This window comes from Maribacter algicola (genome assembly GCF_003933245.1).
In the GTDB taxonomy this organism is placed as follows: Bacteria; Bacteroidota; Bacteroidia; order Flavobacteriales; family Flavobacteriaceae; genus Maribacter; species Maribacter algicola.
On the sequence record NZ_QUSX01000001.1, the window covers coordinates 1,518,823 to 1,537,218 of the forward strand.

The 18,396-nt window shown below is 41.9% G+C and carries 20 protein-coding genes; 10 read left to right on the forward strand and 10 right to left on the reverse strand.

Annotated elements, in window-relative coordinates; genetic code table 11:
- Position 1 precedes the first annotated feature (1 nt).
- Positions 2 to 946, reverse strand: a complete 945-nt coding sequence (locus tag DZC72_RS06365) for a carbohydrate kinase family protein (RefSeq protein ID WP_125222014.1) — start codon at positions 944 to 946, stop codon at positions 2 to 4.
- 318 nt (positions 947 to 1,264) lie between these two features.
- Between DZC72_RS06365 and DZC72_RS06370 the strand changes: the two genes are divergently transcribed.
- The 4 genes from DZC72_RS06370 (at position 1,265) to DZC72_RS06385 (ending at position 5,334) form a co-directional block, all read left to right on the forward strand.
- The gene (locus DZC72_RS06370) at positions 1,265 to 2,401 is read left to right on the forward strand and encodes an SPFH domain-containing protein (RefSeq protein WP_125222015.1); all 1,137 of its coding nucleotides are present in this window, start codon (positions 1,265 to 1,267) and stop codon (positions 2,399 to 2,401) included.
- Between the two features lie 56 nt (positions 2,402 to 2,457).
- Entirely contained in the window at positions 2,458 to 3,540 is a 1,083-nt protein-coding gene (locus DZC72_RS06375; protein WP_125222016.1) for a DNA helicase PriA, read from the forward strand.
- Positions 3,537 to 4,271: a metallophosphoesterase gene (locus DZC72_RS06380; protein ID WP_125222017.1), complete on the forward strand. Its 735-nt coding sequence runs from the start codon at positions 3,537 to 3,539 to the stop codon at positions 4,269 to 4,271. Before DZC72_RS06375 ends, DZC72_RS06380 begins: the two co-directional genes overlap by 4 nt.
- A 64-nt stretch (positions 4,272 to 4,335) precedes the next feature.
- Positions 4,336 to 5,334 carry an acyl-ACP desaturase gene (locus tag DZC72_RS06385; protein ID WP_125222018.1) on the forward strand — a complete coding sequence of 333 codons (999 nt, stop codon included), beginning with the start codon at positions 4,336 to 4,338 and terminating at the stop codon, positions 5,332 to 5,334.
- A 75-nt stretch (positions 5,335 to 5,409) separates the two neighbouring features.
- On the opposite strand, the gene DZC72_RS06390 is transcribed toward DZC72_RS06385, so the two are convergent.
- Both DZC72_RS06390 and DZC72_RS06395 read right to left on the reverse strand, forming a co-directional pair.
- Entirely contained in the window at positions 5,410 to 5,964 is a 555-nt protein-coding gene (locus tag DZC72_RS06390) for a hypothetical protein (RefSeq protein WP_125222019.1), read from the reverse strand.
- A 27-nt stretch (positions 5,965 to 5,991) separates the two neighbouring features.
- Positions 5,992 to 6,900: an OmpA family protein gene (locus DZC72_RS06395; protein ID WP_125222020.1), complete on the reverse strand. Its 909-nt coding sequence runs from the start codon at positions 6,898 to 6,900 to the stop codon at positions 5,992 to 5,994.
- Between the two features lie 431 nt (positions 6,901 to 7,331).
- Between DZC72_RS06395 and DZC72_RS18020 the strand changes: the two genes are divergently transcribed.
- Entirely contained in the window at positions 7,332 to 7,457 is a 126-nt protein-coding gene (locus DZC72_RS18020) for a hypothetical protein (protein WP_262707255.1), read from the forward strand.
- 40 nt (positions 7,458 to 7,497) lie between these two features.
- Here DZC72_RS18020 and amaB read toward each other — a convergent pair whose 3' ends face one another.
- The 6 genes from amaB to DZC72_RS06425 all read right to left on the reverse strand — a co-directional run bounded on the left by amaB (position 7,498) and on the right by DZC72_RS06425 (position 12,028).
- Entirely contained in the window at positions 7,498 to 9,051 is a 1,554-nt protein-coding gene (gene amaB, locus DZC72_RS06400) for an L-piperidine-6-carboxylate dehydrogenase (protein WP_125222021.1), read from the reverse strand.
- 61 nt (positions 9,052 to 9,112) lie between these two features.
- On the reverse strand, positions 9,113 to 9,487 hold the full coding sequence (locus DZC72_RS06405; protein ID WP_125222022.1) for a DUF1304 domain-containing protein: 375 nt from the start codon (positions 9,485 to 9,487) through the stop codon (positions 9,113 to 9,115).
- Positions 9,487 to 10,029, reverse strand: a complete 543-nt coding sequence (locus DZC72_RS06410; protein ID WP_125222023.1) for a 3-hydroxyanthranilate 3,4-dioxygenase — start codon at positions 10,027 to 10,029, stop codon at positions 9,487 to 9,489. The genes DZC72_RS06405 and DZC72_RS06410 overlap by 1 nt, the downstream gene beginning before the upstream one ends.
- 110 nt (positions 10,030 to 10,139) lie before the next feature.
- On the reverse strand, positions 10,140 to 10,634 hold the full coding sequence (locus DZC72_RS06415; protein ID WP_125222024.1) for a CAP domain-containing protein: 495 nt from the start codon (positions 10,632 to 10,634) through the stop codon (positions 10,140 to 10,142).
- A gap of 204 nt (positions 10,635 to 10,838) precedes the next feature.
- Entirely contained in the window at positions 10,839 to 11,318 is a 480-nt protein-coding gene (locus tag DZC72_RS06420) for a CAP domain-containing protein (protein WP_125222025.1), read from the reverse strand.
- A gap of 203 nt (positions 11,319 to 11,521) precedes the next feature.
- Positions 11,522 to 12,028, reverse strand: a complete 507-nt coding sequence (locus DZC72_RS06425) for a CvpA family protein (RefSeq protein WP_125222026.1) — start codon at positions 12,026 to 12,028, stop codon at positions 11,522 to 11,524.
- Positions 12,029 to 12,111: 83 nt separating this feature from the next.
- Here DZC72_RS06425 and DZC72_RS06430 point away from each other — a divergent pair, with 83 nt between their 5' ends.
- From DZC72_RS06430 to DZC72_RS06445, 4 genes are all read left to right on the forward strand, one after another.
- Positions 12,112 to 12,468, forward strand: coding sequence for a hypothetical protein (locus tag DZC72_RS06430; RefSeq protein ID WP_125222027.1), 357 nt, complete (start codon positions 12,112 to 12,114; stop codon positions 12,466 to 12,468).
- Positions 12,469 to 12,774, forward strand: a complete 306-nt coding sequence (locus DZC72_RS06435) for an antibiotic biosynthesis monooxygenase family protein (protein WP_125222028.1) — start codon at positions 12,469 to 12,471, stop codon at positions 12,772 to 12,774. It begins immediately after the preceding gene.
- A 106-nt stretch (positions 12,775 to 12,880) separates the two neighbouring features.
- Complete coding sequence (gene glpK, locus DZC72_RS06440; protein ID WP_125222029.1) at positions 12,881 to 14,365, forward strand: glycerol kinase GlpK; 1,485 nt, start codon at positions 12,881 to 12,883, stop codon at positions 14,363 to 14,365.
- Between the two features lie 83 nt (positions 14,366 to 14,448).
- The gene (locus DZC72_RS06445) at positions 14,449 to 16,116 is read left to right on the forward strand and encodes a glycerol-3-phosphate dehydrogenase/oxidase (protein ID WP_125222030.1); all 1,668 of its coding nucleotides are present in this window, start codon (positions 14,449 to 14,451) and stop codon (positions 16,114 to 16,116) included.
- 173 nt (positions 16,117 to 16,289) lie between these two features.
- On the opposite strand, the gene DZC72_RS06450 is transcribed toward DZC72_RS06445, so the two are convergent.
- Complete coding sequence (locus DZC72_RS06450; RefSeq protein WP_125222031.1) at positions 16,290 to 17,291, reverse strand: NAD(P)H-dependent glycerol-3-phosphate dehydrogenase; 1,002 nt, start codon at positions 17,289 to 17,291, stop codon at positions 16,290 to 16,292.
- A gap of 123 nt (positions 17,292 to 17,414) precedes the next feature.
- Here DZC72_RS06450 and DZC72_RS06455 point away from each other — a divergent pair, with 123 nt between their 5' ends.
- Positions 17,415 to 18,329 (forward strand): nicotinic acid mononucleotide adenyltransferase, encoded by a 915-nt coding sequence (locus DZC72_RS06455; protein WP_125222032.1) that lies wholly within the window; start codon positions 17,415 to 17,417, stop codon positions 18,327 to 18,329.
- The last annotated feature ends 67 nt before the right edge of the window (positions 18,330 to 18,396 follow it).

Genomic DNA, 18,396 nt, shown 5'->3' on the forward strand with positions numbered 1-18,396 from the left:
GCTAGAAATCTAATTGTTTTCGGGTGGGTAACGACTCTATGGCTCCAAAATTTGTAGTGGTAATGGCACCCGCCTTATTGGCCTTGGAAACTATTTGGGAAAGTTCAGTTTCACTTTCCAATAAAGTTTCCAGATTGTCATGCTCCGCAATCTGTTTTAACATACACCCAATAAATGCGTCTCCCGCACCCGTAGTATCCACTGGTGATACCTCAATACTTGGTATGGTTTTTCTGAACTGTTTTGTACTCAACAGGGTACCTTCCTTACCCAATGTTACCACGATGATGACAACCCCGGTTTCATGGAGAAAGGAGCAAGCTTCGTCCATATCTTTTTTTCCGGATAATAGCTGGGCCTCTTCAAGGCTGAATTTACCCAGATGGGATTTTTGAATAAAGGGCATGCATTTCTTGATAAAGGCTTCCTCTTTGTGTTTCCAGAGGTCCTCCCTGTAATTAGGATCAAAACTTATGAAGGAGTCCTGGGTGAGGGCATCAAAAAAGTACCTATTGTAGGCTTCCTCCAAATTACCCCCAAGCATGGCTGTTGCCGCCCCAAAATGAACCATGTTGTTCTTAAAATCCTTTTTAAGGGATGAGTCATATTTTAATTCCTTGTCCGCACCTCGGCTAAAAACAAAATCCCGTTCCCCATCGTCGTCAATGGAAACAAACGCCAAGGTGGTAAATACTTCGGATTTCTGGGCCATTGAAGTATCCACATTGTTCTCTTCAAGAATATTCAGTAAAAAATTCCCGAAAGGATCGTCGCCTACGCAGCCCACAAATATACTTTTGCCTTCCAATTTACTTATGGCACAGGCAACGTTGGCAGGGGCACCCCCGGCCTTTTTGGTAAACTCTTTGGCAACGGATAAGTTTTTACCCTGGTTTTCGGCCACGAAATCTATAAGCAGTTCACCTATGCAGAATACTTTCTTCATCTATTAATTGTATTGATGTGCCTCATTGGACATAACATTGTTTTTTTCAATCCGAGGACCTTTTTTAATGATCGGCCTTGCAAGTGTTTGCGACTTCTATGGCATCATTTGGTCATACTGGTTAGAAAATTCGGATTTCTAAGGTAATCAGAAAAAATAGCTTCAAGTAAATTTTGTTGAGAATAATTGATTATTGGAGGTTTGAGCTTTGGGCCAACCAGACTATTTTTAGGATTGTGGCCTCCTTTGTGGCCTACTATTTTTTTGTGGGTATTCCATTAAATCCCTACCTTTTTAGAGCAATTAAAAACAAAGGAAATGGGACTATTCGATGAGATAAAAAAGAAACTGAGCCATGAGTTCATAGATATTGTAGAATGGTTGGACACCAGTAATGATACTATTGTCCACAGATTTGAAAGGTATCAAAACGAAATAAAGAACAATGCGCAGTTGATCGTTCGTGAGGGGCAGCACGCTGTGTTTGTAAATGAAGGCCAATTGGCCGATGTATTTACCCCCGGCACGTATACATTGAATACCAAAAACCTGCCCATATTAACCACGCTTAAAGGATGGAAATATGGCTTTGACAGCCCGTTCAAGGCCGAGGTATATTTTGTAAATACCCGTTTGTTCACCGATGAAAAATGGGGCACCAAAAATCCTTTTATGCTCAGTGACGATCGATTTGGCCTAGTGGAAATAAGGGCCTTTGGAACGTACAGCTTTAGGATAAACGATCCCGGGAAATTTGTGGTGGACGTAGTGGGTACAGACGGTAACTTTACCAATTATGAGGTGAACGAACACTTAAAAAGTTTGATAGTAACCAGATTTACCGATACGGTAGGGGAGGCCAATCTTCCCATAGAATTATATGCGGCCAATACAAGTGAATTATCTGAAACCTGTCAGGAGGTGATGCAACCTGAATTCAATAGGGTTGGAATCGAATTGGAGCGATTTTATATTGAGAACGTCTCCATGCCGGAAGACTTGAAAAAGGAAATTTTCGAATACAGCCGTTTGGATAAATTGGACATGACCAAACTTTCCCAATTTAAGGCCGCCAAAGCCATGGAAGCCGCCGCTAAAAATGAAGGTGGGACCGCAGGTGCCGGAATGGGCATGGGAATGGGCTTTGTGTTGGCGCAACAAATGGGCAGTATGATGGGTCAGCCCATGGGACAGCCCTTTGGAAATCAGCCGCAACAAGCCCCATCAGGTCCTCCGCCAATTCCTGCCCAGACAACCTATTTTTACGCAGTGAACGGGCAACAGGCAGGGCCTGTCAATTACGATAGGTTGAAGGAGTTATTTGCCAGTAGGACCATCAATAGGGACACCTTGATTTGGAAGCAGGGTATGGAAAATTGGACATCGCTTAAGGAAATCGATGAACTTAAGTCATTTTTAGGTGGTAACACACCACCTCCATTGCCATCGGCCTAATTCCCCAATAAAAACAGCTGCCAATTTCACTTACATGAATAAGGGATACGATTGCTATGGAAGACATTCAACAGTCAGAACTCAAAAAGGCATGTGCCAATTGTGGTGCGGAACTAAAATTTAAGCCAGGATCACATCAGCTTATCTGTGAATATTGTGGCTACGAGGAATTCATAGAACAATCCAAAAGCAGTTTTGAGGAGCTGGAATTGGCCCATTATCTAACCGTTGTTGGGGAGAACGCCTATACAGAGACCATTGAACTGCTACACTGCAAGAACTGCGGGGCCAACCAACATGTAGAAGAAAACTACAAATCGTTGGATTGCGTCTATTGCGGTGAGCCCTTGATCCGGGAAGATGCAGAAGTAGAGGGATGGATAACGCCCGGCGCACTTGTACCGTTTCAATTGGATTCGAAAAAGGCAAGAAGCATTTTTAAGTCCTGGGTGGGAAACCTTTGGTTTGCCCCCAACAAACTTAAAAGGGCGGCCTTAGACCCGGAAGGTTTACATGGATTATATGTCCCTTACTGGACCTTTGATGCAAACCTCTATGCCTCCTACCAAGGACAAAGAGGCGATTATTATTATGAAACCCAGACCTACAATAGTGATAAGGGGAAAAGAACCCGCCAAGTTAGAAAAACCCGGTGGACATATGCTTCAGGTGCCGTAAATGGTTTTGTGGACGATATATTGATTAATGCCTCAAAGCGAAAAAGCAAGGATATTCCCTCCAAAGTGGCTTTTTGGAACTTGAAGGACCTGGTCGTTTTCAATACCAAATATTTGTCTGGATTTGTGACCGAAAAATATACGGTCTCCTTAAAGGAAGGACACCACAGATCTTTTCAGGAAGCCAAAAACATCGCCTATAATTGGATTAGAAGGGATATTGGCGGGGATACACAGCGTATAGCACATGCAGATATTAAACTTTCCAACGAAACCTTTAAACACGTTTTATTGCCCGTATACATTAGTTCTTACCGGTATTCCGGGAAGGAATATAGTTTTTATATCAACGGGCAATCGGGTACGGTAAGTGGAAGAAGGCCCTACTCTTTCTGGAAAATATTTTTTTTAGTACTCTTTATCCTTGTGTTAATTGGACTATTTGCGATTTTTGCAAAATGACATCACAAAGAACCCTTGTTATAGGGGATATCCATTCGGGATTAAGGGCGTTAAAGGATTTAATGATAAGGGCAAAGATCACACCGGACGACACCTTGATTTTTTTAGGGGATTATATCGATGCATGGAGCGATGCGGTGGAGACCATAGATTATCTAATACGGTTAAGGGATTCGCACAACTGTATTTTTTTAAGGGGCAATCACGATGAACTCTGTTATGAATGGCTTACGCAAGGAAGGGACAACCCTACTTGGTTCCAGCACGGCGGCAAGGCAACGGCGGAATCTTATGCCAAGTCCGATGCCCAGACCAAACAATTACATATTTCGTTTTACGAAAGTTTGGAAAATTATCACCTGGATGACAATAATAAGCTCTTCCTTCATGCCGGTTTCACCCATTTAAAGGGGATTGAACATGAATATTTTACAAAGTCCTTTTATTGGGACCGTACGCTTTGGGAGCTCGCCCTTTCACTGAATCCCAACTTGAGCCAAAACCATGAGCACTATCCCCAAAGGTTGGTTCACTATGAGGAAATTTTCATTGGTCATACGCCTGTCACCAGAATGGGTAAGACCACACCGCAGAAGGCCGCGAACGTCTGGAATATAGATACTGGGGCAGCTTTCAAGGGACCCTTGACCGCATTGGATGTCCATACAAAGGAATTTTGGCAAAGTGATCCAGTGCATAGTTATTATCCAGGCGAAAAGGGTAGAAATTAAAAAATGAATTTGATTTTAATACTAAAACATTATATTAATACCGAACTTTGATAAAAAACAGGACATGGTTGAAAAAAATATAAGACTGGAAGTAATGCAGGCATTGGAGCCCAAAGTCGCTGGATTTATGGATTCTTTTCTTGTACCCATTGAAAAGATTTGGCAGCCCAGTGATTTTTTGCCCGACTCTGAGGATGATGGTTTTTTGGAAAAAGTGAGGGAGATTAGGGAGGAGTCCAAGGAATTGGGATATGATTTTTGGGTGACCATGGTTGCCGATACTATTACGGAAGAGGCATTGCCCACCTATGAATCTTGGTTAATGGATGTAGTAGGTATAGACCAACATGGCGATTTTAAGACCAACGGATGGGCCAAATGGGTACGTGCATGGACCGGTGAGGAGAACAGGCATGGCGATGTGCTTAACAAATACTTGTACTTGTCCGGCAGGGTAAATATGAGGGAAATTGAAATAACTACCCAGCACCTGATTTCAGATGGTTTTGACATTGGAACGGATAGAGATCCCTACAAAAACTTTGTCTACACCTCTTTTCAGGAATTGGCGACCAATATTTCGCACAAACGAGTTGGGCAAATGGCCAAGAAAAAGGGTAATGCCCTATTAGGTAAAATGTGCACTATAATAGCAGGTGACGAGATGAGACACCACCTTGCGTATAGGGAATTCGTAAAAACGATTTTTGGTGAAGATCCTTCCGGAATGATGTTGGCCTTTGCTGATATGATGAAGAAGAAAATAGTCATGCCAGCACATTTCCTACGCGAGTCTGGTGGTACGATCGGTTCTGCTTTTGAGAATTTTTCCAATTGTGCGCAACGACTTGGCGTATATACGGCCATGGATTATATAGATATCCTAAAAAAATTAAATGCCTTTTGGGATTTGGAATCCATAAGGTCCCTTAACGAAGATGCTGAAAAAGCGCGGGACTATTTATTAAATTTACCTGCGAGACTAGAGCGTATCGCTGAGCGTATGAAGTTCCCTGAGGATCAGTATCACTTTAAATGGGTGGAGGCCAATGGTGCCTTGTAATACTATGGCGCTGATGTAATAGTAAAAAACCCCAACCGATTTCGGTTGGGGTTTTTCGTTAGGTTGGATTGATTATTACAATTTGCCATGTTTATGCTCTTCTTGCCACTTAAGCAATTCCTTCCACTTCCCTTCATAGCACATTTTGGCTTGCATGGGCCAGGAAGCCGGGTCATGTACTTGATAACGTTTTCCGCCACCGTCCAATACTTTTTGACAATCCGCCACCGAAGCTTCAGAGAGGGCTTTCCAGGTTTTTATCCCTGCGTCCTTGAACATTCCTTCAATTTTGGGACCTATTCCCTCCACAACTTTAAGGTCGTCCTGTTTTATGGCCTTTCCAAAAACCGCCTTGGCCCCATCCGCATCAAAAGGAATGGAAGCCACAGCAGCACCAGCGGCAAAGGAAGCGGCAGATGCCCCAAGGTTGACGGAGGCAGTGGCTTTTTTATTACAAGCCTCAAGTTCGGCTTTCAGTTTGGCGTTTTTGTCCTCCAGGACTTTAATCTCGGCAGAATTGTCAATGGTTTTATTCCCAGATTTACCTATTAGGTATCCCAATATTCCACAGATTGCACCTACTAATAAGGGTATCAACCAGCACCAGATATTCATTGTTTCAAAATTCATTTTTTATATGTTTAATAGTTAGTTGGTTTATTTGTTTAGGGTTACGACCGTTCTTCGATTCTTGGACTTTCCTTCCTCAGTGGCATTGTCTGCAATGGGTTCCGTTTGTCCTTTGGAGGAGGTCGTTATCTTTTCTGCCGATATGCCATTGCCCATTAAATAGTCCTTGGCAAAATTGGCCCTGTCCAGTCCAAGCTTCAAGTTGGTCTGGGCCAATCCGGTATTGTCTGTATGTCCGGTTATGCTCACGGTAGCCTCGGCCACTTTATCCAAATACCTGGAAATATCCGCTACTTTTTGACGTTGCTCCGCAGACAAATTGATAGAAGCTTCTGCAGTATTGAAATAAAGAATCAACGGATCCGCATTTATTTTATCGAACAATGCCGAAAGCTCCTCATCCGCCGTTTCAGATCTGGTATCAATATTATAGGCAATGGGCCCGTAATAGATGCCGTCCTTGGCAACCATTTCATTTTTAAGTTCACTTAGGACGTTGATATGGACAGAAGGAATACCTTGGGCCGCTAAATGGTTTTTGACCGCATTGGCCCTTGCAAGTCCCAGATCTGGATAGGCCGTGTTGTTCTGCTCTTCACTTGTATAATAGCCTATTACATTGATTACTTTCTCAGGATTTCCGGAAAAGTAATTCTGTAATTGGCCGATACCGGTTCCAATGCCTGTTGCAAGTGGCATCAAAATCGATGATGAAGCGACATTAAAATTATAGTTATCATTGATTTCATAGGAAAAATTACCGTCTTTAAAGGCAAAAGGGTAGGATGTTGAGATCACTTCTATTGGAATATCCGCTTCCTTGGGCGGTTCCTCTACTGCCATTGTTCCACATTCGCTACAATAATTAATGTAGAAATAAGTGCCGGCAATAATGGTAATCAACATCAACAATAGATTGGTTGTTGTTTTGCTCATTGTTCATAATAGTTTAGTGTTTGGCACCGAATGTATTAAAAATTTCTTAATTTTTTCCGATTTTTTACGCCTTAATCACTAGTAATCAGCAAAAAACAAATTTCCAATTACACAGATATTTTTTCCATTCGTACATCTAGGTTGATCATCGGTATAAATCGGTTTTTAATTAAAATCAATTTTTAAGAACTTACTGGAACAAATAATAGGATCTCTATTACTCCCCACCAAGTTGCGGCATTGTAATAGTTAATAGTAATATTTGAGTTAGTTGGTTTAAGTAAAGGGCTCCATCTTTGTAGTAAGCATGGAGCTTTTTTATTTGGATGTAGAAATGAATAATCAAGGTGTAAAGGGATTGGCTCCAAATATACAATGATGTAGAACGCATCTACTTCAATGCGCTACTTTAAGATGTGAAAATGAATACTATGAAAAAGCTAAAAAAAGGAATTGTTGAAGTTCTCAAATTCGTGTGTATGTTCGTGGTATTGGGAGTCCAGACCATACTTCAAGGCAGTTGGACATCAAATGGCCCCAATCAAAAAGCGGCCTAAAGTTCAGAACTATAGGCCGCTGTGTTAGTTGTTGAATTTTCTATAAATCAAACTTTATGCCTTGGGCCAGCGGTAATTCGGTGGTATAGTTAATGGTATTGGTTTGTCTTCTCATGTAGATTTTCCAGGCATCGGAACCACTTTCACGGCCACCGCCCGTTTCTTTTTCACCACCAAAGGCACCACCAATTTCGGCACCGGAGGTTCCAATATTTACATTCGCAATACCACAATCACTTCCTGCTACGGAAAGGAATTTTTCCGCTTCACGCAAATTGTTCGTCATAATAGCGGATGAAAGTCCTTGAACCACTCCATTCTGCATTTCTATGGCATTTTCTACATCGCCGGAATATTTTAGCAAATACAGGACGGGAGCAAAAGTCTCGTGTTGAACGATTTCGTAATCATTGTTGGCTTCTGCGATGGCGGGCTTTACATAACAACCACTTTCATAGCCCTTACCTTCAAGCACGCCACCTTCAACGATTAGGTTTCCGCCTTCTTCAACAACCCGTTGGAGAGCTTTTTTGTAAAGGGTGACGGCGTGCGTGTCAATAAGTGGACCTACATGGTTGTTCTGATCCAAGGGATTACCAATTCGCAATTGTTGGTATGCGGATACCAAGGCATCTTTTACCGTATCGTATATGGATTCGTGGATAATTAACCTTCTCGTGGAGGTGCATCGCTGTCCTGCGGTACCTACCGCGCCAAAAACGGCTCCAATGACCGTCATTTTGATATCCGCATCGGGTGTTACGATAATGGCATTGTTGCCACCCAACTCCAATAAGGATTTTCCCAGCCTAGCGGCCACTGCTTGGGCCACTATTTTTCCCATGCGGATAGATCCAGTTGCGGATACCAACGGAACCCTTTTGTCCTGTGTCATAAACTCACCTACTTGGTAATCGCCATTGATAAGGCATGAAATACCCTCGGGGAGATTGTTTTCCTTGAAAACGGCCGCCGCAATGTTCTGGCAGGCAATCCCGCATAAGGGCGTTTTTTCCGACGGTTTCCAAATACATACGTCCCCACATACCCAAGCCAAGGCCGTATTCCAGGCCCAAACGGCCACGGGAAAGTTAAAGGCAGAAATTATCCCTACGACTCCCAAGGAATGGTATTGCTCGTACATTCTGTGTCCGGGGCGTTCGGAGTGCATGGTAAGTCCGTGGAGTTGTCGTGATAGGCCCACCGCAAAATCACAAATGTCTATCATTTCCTGAACTTCTCCCAAGCCCTCTTGATAACTTTTACCCATTTCAAAGGAAACCAGCTTACCCAGGGGCTCCTTTAGCTCCCGAAGCTTATTGCCAAATTGACGTACGATTTCCCCACGTTGGGGAGCGGGCATTTTTCTCCAAATTTTAAAGGCATTGGTGGCCTTCTCCATCACTTTTTCGTAGTCCTCTCTGGAGGTTGATTTTACCTTGCCTATTAAAGAACCGTCAACAGGCGAATAGGATTCGATAGTATTTCCCGTTGCAAAATTTTCTATGCCCGTTGAAGAGCCGTTGTTGTTTTCTTTTAGGCCTAAGGCCGATAAGGCATCCACTATTCCAAATTCTTTAGCAATTTCTGACATTTGTAACTTTTTTATCCTCTGATGTTATATTTAAACAAAAATACGAAGAATAGTTTGCTCTTTACAAACCAAACTTAAGGGTGGACCAAACGATGATTCCCAACAATGCAGGGAGCCCCTGTAGGTAAAATATTTTTTTTGAGACGGAAATTGCCCCATATACACCAGCAATAAAGACGCAGGCCAAAAAGAAAAGGGCAATATTTACGGTCCATTCCGGCGAGGATATGGTCAAGGACCACAATAGACCTGCGGCCAAAAATCCATTGTACAATCCCTGGTTGGCCGCCATACTTTTTGTGGGTTCGAATAAATCCGAAGGAAAATTCCTGAAGACTTTTTTGGCCTTGGTCGTCCAAGCGAACATTTCCAACCACAGGAAATAACAATGCAGCATGGCCACGAGTAGGGTAATTATCTTGGCAACTACTAACATTACGCTTCTTTAGCCATATAACGTTCGTCTACGGGCATGACCGTTCCACAGGTGTCACAGGTCCTCAATGCCTCGGAACTATAAAAATGATTAAAATGTCGCAAAAAATCCTTTTCAATATCGTGAAGGGTGAAATAGGCTTCGTAGAGTTTATGGTTGCAATTGTCACAAAACCATAGTAAACCGTCATCCACGTTCATGTCTGCTCGCTTTCTCTCTATGACAAGTCCTATGGAGTTTTCATGTCTTACGGGCGAATGGGGAACCTTGGCAGGATGCAGGTACATGTCTCCAGGGCCCAATTTCATGGTTTTCTTTTTGCCATCCTCCTGAATGTGAACTTCAATAGTACCCTCCAACTGATAAAAAAGCTCCTCAGTTTCATTATAGTGGTAATCTTTTCTAGCATTGGGGCCCGCCACGACCATAACAATGTAATCACCAGCGTCCTTATACAGGTTTTTGTTGCCTACTGGGGGTTTTAACGTTTGTCTGTTTTCCTCAATCCATTGATTGAGGTTGAATGGAGGTTTTATTCCCATAATCTTAGTTTTTCTAAAGGTAAAAAAAGTGAAGAACTAATTGGGAAATGGTCATAAAAAAACCCTTGCTCTCACAAGGGTTCCATGGCAAAATCAAATCAGTAATAACCTTATCTAACAAAAATTTGTGTGAAGTACAACTCTCCCTCTTCGTCAGGGAGGATACTCAAAGCGGAATGGGTGTAATCCCCTTCCAAGTTTTTTCTATGGTTTGGGCTGTCCAACCAAGCTTCAAAGGCTTCGGCAACCGTATCATAATCCTTGGCTACATTTTCAGAAACATCGCTTGCCCCTGTTTTGTCTGATATGCTCTTGGCCCTTTGTTCAAAGTTGGCATGACTGGTCTGTCCTTTATCGATCATGTACCTTGTATGCTCTTTGGCATAATGATAGGAAACACTTTCAAATTGAAGTTCGTTGAGTCCTATAGATAATCTATGTTCGTTCACCAAATCAAACAGCTCGTTTTCCCGTGCTGTTTGAATATTGGAGGCAACGGTTATGCTCAAATTGCTTTGCTCTTCCATTTCTATATATGCGTCCTTTGAACAGGATTGAACTGCTATAAGGACCAATACATAGAACATTTTTTCAATTGTTCTCATTCCGGGGGATTTCTATTCTATGGGGCAAAGGTATCCCCAAATGAAATCTGAAACGATATTTTATCTTTATGGTGGACAACAAATTCGGTGATAAGACAAACACCGTAAAATAGACGATAATCGACTAACTACGTGTTCTTTTTACCGACTTTTTATAGCCATTCCCAGTAAGTGTATTGAGAATACGGGCATTGAAAGCTACACCTATTCCTGATAGAAAAGCTGTGTATAGTAAAATTCGCCTTGGGCATTCTTTTTTACGCTAACCGCTGTATGTGAAAATTCGCCTTCCATGGTCTTCTTATGGCTGCTACTTTGATACCATCCCTCAAAGGCTTCCATGGCCGTATCGTAATCCTTGGCCACATTTTCCGCTACCATTTTTACGGTAACCTCAGAATTAATGCTGGACGCCCTAGCGCTAAAATTGTCATGGCTTAAACTGCCTTTGGCTATCATGTAGTCCGTATGTTTGTTCGCATACTTGTAGGCGATTTCGCTGAACTCAAGTTTGTTCAGGCCTAAAGAAACTCTGTGATCGTTGACTATGCTCAGTACTTCCTGTTCCAGAAATGCGTTATTTTGAGCTTCCTCAATAATTGTATCGTCCTGCAATGGTTCGGCCGTACAAGAATGGAGCAATACAAACAACACTGGGATAGCGAATAGCAATCTCATTTTCATATAGTGTTCTATTTGTAAGCAGGCCGTTCAGGATAGCTTCGTAGGAAAGTAAGATAGGGTTTCTGTTCTCGTGTTGATCGGGGATACCAACATGGTAATATTAGCTAAAAAAGAAGTGACCAAGGGTTATTTCACCCAATTATTCGACCAACTGTCTAAATTTTGGGAATAAATGTTTTGGCAGGAACAACTTAGACCGAATTCTAAACATCGGAAGATTCCGTTAATTCTCCTTGTAATACGGTATCGAATAAAAACCCCCCAATATCTATCAAGGGTGCATAAAGCACGGATGTTGCTTTCATTTCCTGTGAGGGAAGTTCAAAATTTGCGTCAAGCCGCTTAATAAATACCAATAGGGCACCCAAAATGACGGTAACTTTAAGTATGCCAAATATAGCTCCTGCCAGTTTGTTTAGAATGCCCAACATGGCTATATCGATTATTTTGGTCAATATCTTTCCCAGAAGATGTACGGCCATCACGATTAAAATAAAAGTAATGACCAAAGCGGCAATATTGATGAACTTTTCATCCCAGTCCATTCTTTCGGATAAATAATCACCCGCGATGTACGAAAAATGAATCGCTCCATAAATACCTGCAATAATGGCAATGATAGAGGCTATCTCCACCAAAAGACCATTGCTAAGTCCTTTCCAAAGACCCCATAAAAGAAGCAATCCCAGTACAATGTCCAAAAAATTCATTTCACCAGTTTCAACAAATATAAAACTTTAGATTAGTACCTTTATACCTTTCAAATACTATCAATACATTCTAACGAATTTCTATGGCCAGGGATATTTTATTGAAAGAAAGATGGGAAGTATTGGTGCAAAAATTGTCCAGTAGATTTTCTGATGGAGATCCCTTAGAGCTGGATGCCATTATATACTTGGTAGGTGTGCAGGAGCTTGGTCAATACCACAGAAAGTACAAGAAAGACGACAAATTGGATTTGATGCATATTGCTATTTGCCGATTGTTGGAACCGTATGGGTATTATGAATTTGATTTTTTCGATGATGATGGTTGGCCACATTATAAAATCAAGGAAAATCTTCCACCCTTAAAGGCAGGTGAGCAGGCCGTTTTAATGAAAGAGGCCATTGTAGATTATTTTTTAGAAAAGGAGTTTATCGACTAGATGAAAACCAAACCCTATTATGCCGTAATATTCACTTCCGTTCGTACGGATGGTGATAAAGGTTATTCGAAAATGGCAGAGGCCATGGATGAATTGGCCAAAACCCAACCCGGCTATCTGGGCATTGAAAGTGCTAGGGAAGATATTGGGATTACTGTCAGTTACTGGGAAAGTCTGGAGGCCATTGCCCATTGGAAAAGCAATTCTGAACATATGTTTGCCCAGTCCAAGGGAATTAGTGACTGGTATCAAAATTATACCGTTAGAATTTGCAAGGTGGAACGGGAGTACTCTTGGGAAAAGTAAAATCACGTACCCATTAGGGAATGCACCATTTCTTTTGAAAACTAATTAAATCCTATTATCTTTCAACGAAATGCGGTTTGGTCCGTATTTAAATTCAAATGATTTTATGGGAGCATATATTATATCGTTAGATCAGGGAACGACAAGTTCGCGTGCGTTGTTGGTAGATGAAGAAGGTAGGATTCAGGGAATGACGCAGAAAGAGTTCAAACAGATTTTCCCCAAGTCAGGTTGGGTAGAGCACGATGCCATTGAAATTCTGGAAACACAATTGGGTGTTTTAAAAGAATTAATTTCCGATAATAATGTCGATTTAAAGGACGTAAAAGGAATAGGCATAACCAACCAGCGTGAAACCGCCGTGGTATGGGACAAGGACACGGGTAAACCCGTGTACAATGCCATCGTGTGGCAAGACAAACGTACGGCAAATATTTGTGAACATCTTAAAAAGGAAGGTCTTACCGAGCATGTACGAAAAACAACGGGCTTGGTCATTGATTCATATTTTTCCGGAACCAAGGTCCAATGGATTTTGGATAACGTGGAAGGTGCTAGGAAGAAAGCCAATAAGGGCGAATTGCTGTTTGGAACCATAGATACTTGGTTGGTATGGAATATGACCACGACCAAAAACCATTTCACGGACTATACCAATGCCTCAAGAACCCTTTTGTATGATATTGTAAATTTAAAATGGGACGATCGGCTCTTAAGTGCCATGAATATTCCAAAGAGCATGTTGCCCGAAGTAAAACCCTCGGCATTCCATTTTGGGGATTTTGAAATCGACGGAGTTAAAATTCCTATAGCGGGGATTGCCGGGGACCAACAGGCAGCCTTGTTCGGACAGGGATGTTTCAAAAAAGGAACCGCAAAAAACACCTATGGTACAGGCTGTTTTATGCTAATGAACACCGGCGAAGAACCCCAATTTTCAAAGAATGGGTTATTGACCACTATTGCCTATGGCTTGGATGGCAAGGTGAATTATGCTCTTGAAGGCAGTATTTTCATTGCAGGAGCGGCTATACAGTGGCTACGCGATGGCCTGGAACTTATAAAAGATGCTAAGGAAACCGAAGCCCTTGCAGATTCGGTAGAGGGAGAAAGTTCCGTATATGTTGTGCCGGCCTTTGCCGGGCTAGGTGCACCTTATTGGGATATGTATGCCCGTGGAGCCATTTTTGGGTTGACTAGGGACACGGGCAAGGCACATTTGGTCAAAGCGACCTTGGAGTCACTTGCCTATCAGACGAAGGATATCCTAAAGGCCATGGAGGATGACTCCGGATTACAGTTAAAAAACCTAAGGGTAGATGGCGGTGCCTGTGCAAACAATCACCTTATGCAGTTTCAGGCCGATATCTTGGATAGTGAAGTGCATCGGCCCGAAGTGATAGAGTCCACCGCCATGGGAGCGGCCTTTCTGGCAGGTATTCAAGTGGGGCTTTGGACACAAGCTGATATTGATGAGAACCGACCCATGAACAGAATCTTTAAACCAAAATTTGATCGGGCAAAAAGAAGACGTTTATATGCCCAATGGAAAAAGGCCGTGGAACGATCAAAAGCTTGGGAAGAGGAATAAGCCCGTTATTTTATCATTAAATTAAGGATTAAGGAGGTTCATGAGGCTGAGCTACATCGTACCTTTATGGAAGAAAGAAAGTTATGCAGCATATAGAGTTTACCAATTTAAACCGCGAGAAATATATTGAACGATTAAAAACCGAATCTTTTGATCTGGTGATTATCGGAGGAGGGATTACCGGGGCAGGTATTGCGTTGGATGCAGCATCCAGGGGCTTGAAAGTAGCTTTGCTGGAAAAAAATGATTTCGCATCCGGTACCAGTAGCAAGTCCACCAAATTGATACACGGGGGCTTACGCTATTTAAAACAATTCGATTTTTGGCTGGTCAAGGAAGTGGGTTCTGAAAGGGCCATTGTACATAAATTGGCTCCGCATCTTGTTCTCCCTGAAAAAATGTTGTTGCCATTGATTGAAAACGGCTCTTACGGGAAATGGCTGACTTCTATCGGACTAAAGGTATACGATATTTTGGCCCAGGTTTCGGGTGATGATAAACGGCAAATGTTGGAGAAGAAGGAAGCCTTAAAATTGGAACCCCTTTTGCCCAAAAAGATATTGAACGGAGCGGGTTATTATGCCGAATATAGAACGGACGATGCCCGGCTCACCATTGAAAATATAAAGACAAGCTTACTTTTCGGTGCGCAGGCCTTGAACTACGCCTTGGTAACCGATTTTTTGTATAAAAATGAAAAGGTTGCGGGTGTAAAAGTAAAGGATGAGGTTACAGGGACGGATTTCGAAATCAAGTCCAAATACGTCATTAGTGCTGCAGGACCTTGGGTAGACGACCTTAGGGTGCTCAACAATTCCAAAAAGGGTAAGCAACTGCATCTGACCAAAGGGGTACATTTGGTTTTTCCATATGAAAAGCTTCCTGTAAAACAATCCGTTTATTTTGATATTCCCGATGGCCGAATGATGTTCGCCATACCAAGGGGGAAGATAACCTATGTAGGTACTACGGATACCAATTATAATGACAACAAGGACAAAGTGCGTACGGATATTGCCGATGCTATCTATCTTATTTCGGCGGTGAACAATATGTTCCCGGACATCAATCTGGAACTGGATGATATTGTTTCTTCCTGGGCAGGTCTACGTCCCTTGATTCATGAGGAAGGGAAATCGGCCTCCGAACTTTCTAGAAAAGATGAAATATTTGTGTCGGATACGGGGCTGATCAGTATCGCTGGGGGAAAACTTACGGGATACCGAAAAATGGCGGAACGTGTGGTAGACCGTGTAGTGGAAAAACTAAAGCTGGAATACGAAACCGAGACCAAGAAATGCTATACGGACAAGATTTCGCTCTGCGGAAACGACAACTTCAAAAAATACAAACATGTAAAAAAGTATATCGATTCGGTCTATGAACGAATCAAACCCCACGGCTTCACCAAACACGACGCTTGGTTTTTAGTGACGAATTATGGGGAACAAACGGAATCCATTTTGGAACGGTACGAAAAACGCACGGAAAAGGACAACCCCACCAAGCTTATTTTGGCCGAACTAGAGTATGGCATCCATAACGAAATGGTACAGAACCCCATGGACTTCTTCATCAGACGTACGGGCCGACTCTATTTTGATATTGAGAGTATTACCCTTTATATGGATCCTGTGCTAAAGGAATTCAAAAAGATTTTCAAAACTGATGATGTTCAACTAACGGCTTGGCAGGAAACCTTGGAGAATGAAATCAAGGAACATTCAGATTTTTCTTTGAACAGGGGGTGATTTTTTGTTCATTTTTCTTTAGGAAGTTATTTTTTATCCGAGCATACCAGCAATTGTACTGCTGGTATGGTTATACAATGTTAAGAATCCTATTTTAATGTATAACCGCAGTTTACTCAAAAAAGGTATTTGAAAATGGTAGCAAAAATTTCCCCTTCGGGGCTAGGGGGTTTTTAATCCAACTTTTCGGTTAAGGCAGCAAAGACTTTTTTAGCGTTTTTGTTTTCGTAGAGGACCTCATAAACTGCGTCTATGATTGGGGTCTTTACCTTCTTTTTGAAATCGTTCTTTATTTTATAGGCACTTTTGGTGGCGTAATAGCCCTCTGCGACCATGCTCATTTCCATTTTGGCGCTCTTTACGGTATAACCTTTACCGATCATGTTCCCAAACATTCTATTTCTACTAAATGTGGAATATCCAGTAACTAAGAGGTCTCCCAAATAGGCAGATTGGTTAATGTTTCGGTCTATGTTGTGGATGCGTTTGGTATAGCGTTTCATTTCCCTAATGGCATTGCTCATCAATACACTTTGAAAGTTATCACCATAGCCCAATCCATGGGCAATTCCGGCCGCAATGGCATAAATGTTCTTGAGCATGGCGGCATACTCCGTACCAATAATATCCTTGGTAATCTTTGTCTTGATGTAGTTACTGGACAGGTTTTTGGCCACCAATTTGGCCTTTTTGGCATCGGCGCAGGCAATGGTCAAATAGGAAAGTCGTTCCATAGCTACTTCCTCGGCGTGGCAAGGACCGGTAATTACCCCTATGTTTTCAAAGGGAATGTTATAGGAATCATGAAAATGTTCCCCAACGATTTTGCCGGTCTCAGGTACAATACCTTTTATAGCCGAAAAAATGATTTTGTCCTTAAACGATACAGTAAGCTTGTCCAATTCCTGCATTAAAAATGCAGAAGGAATGGCAAAAATGAGCACATCTGCATAAGCCACAATTTCGTCGATATTGTCGGTCAAAAACAACTGCTCCATCTTAAACTCCACAGAGGTAAGGTAGTTGGGATTGTGCTTTTGGATTTTAAGGTAGCCAATGGCATCGGTATTACGCATATACCAGCCCACCGTATCCTGATTGGCGGTTAACATTTTAACTATCGCGGTGGCCCAACTCCCTCCTCCCAATACTGCAAATTTCATTTCTTCCTTCATACAATTAAAATATCAATACAAAATTACCAAATAATAAATTGCATATGAAGTAATGATTATCAGCTCGTTATGATTTTTGGCACGGTGCTTGTTTTCTTTTAATCGGAATTAAAACTATAGGTTATGAAACATGTAAAACTACTTTTGGGATATGCATTATTGGCCAACATGTTGGTTTCCTGCTATGCAGATGTTATTATCGAGGATGCCTATATTGAAGAATCCGCTTTTAATAGCGATCAGGTTTTGCAGGCCTATGACCTATGGTATGTAGATATCAATGAAACCCGGGGAAATGGCGAAGTACCTTTTTTGCAAAGGGCCTTTACCGTAACTTTTGATAGAGGTACTTTTTATGCCAACAACAATATTGTGGGTATCGGGAAGACCGGAAACGGGTTTGGAATCGAAGTTGGTTTTTACGATACATACCGAGGCGTGGTTGAAATAGACCATGATGTAGACGGACTTTGGTTATTGGAGGTGTATGCCGTAAACGGAAGTACAATAGAGCTTTACGACCCTAGCACGGATACATCATATATACTTCAAGGTTATCAAAGAAACAATTTTGATTACGACCACGTATTTTACGACAACATCAATTACTTTATCCAGGAGTATGATGCTTGGGAAAAGACTTATACCAGTAACGAAGGGGAATTGAACGATTTTGATGACGAGAACTACCTACAGTTTTTGCCCAATTTCTTCCGTTCTTCGGTGGATGCACCTGGAACGTCCTTGGGAAGCCTGCAATGGGATTATGAAGGGAATTATCAGGTCTATGATGTTGCCAACGATGCTTCCTTAAAGACCTTGACCTTGGATTATGATTTTTTTGGCAACGATTATTTTGAGCTTTATGTGATCAATGATGGCACCATAGAATTATATCATCCGGATAGCGGAACTATTTACGAATTTAAGGGTAGGGGCTATCAGCAATATTTAAAAACGGGCAAAGGTGCCGTAGCTAAGAAAAGAATAAAGACTTCCAATCCTACCATGGATGTGGTAAGGAAGCGAGCAAAATAGTTTTTAGGTTGGTTAGTTGTTCAAACCGCCAGGGAGTATAAATCCTCCCGGCGGTTTTTGTTGAAAT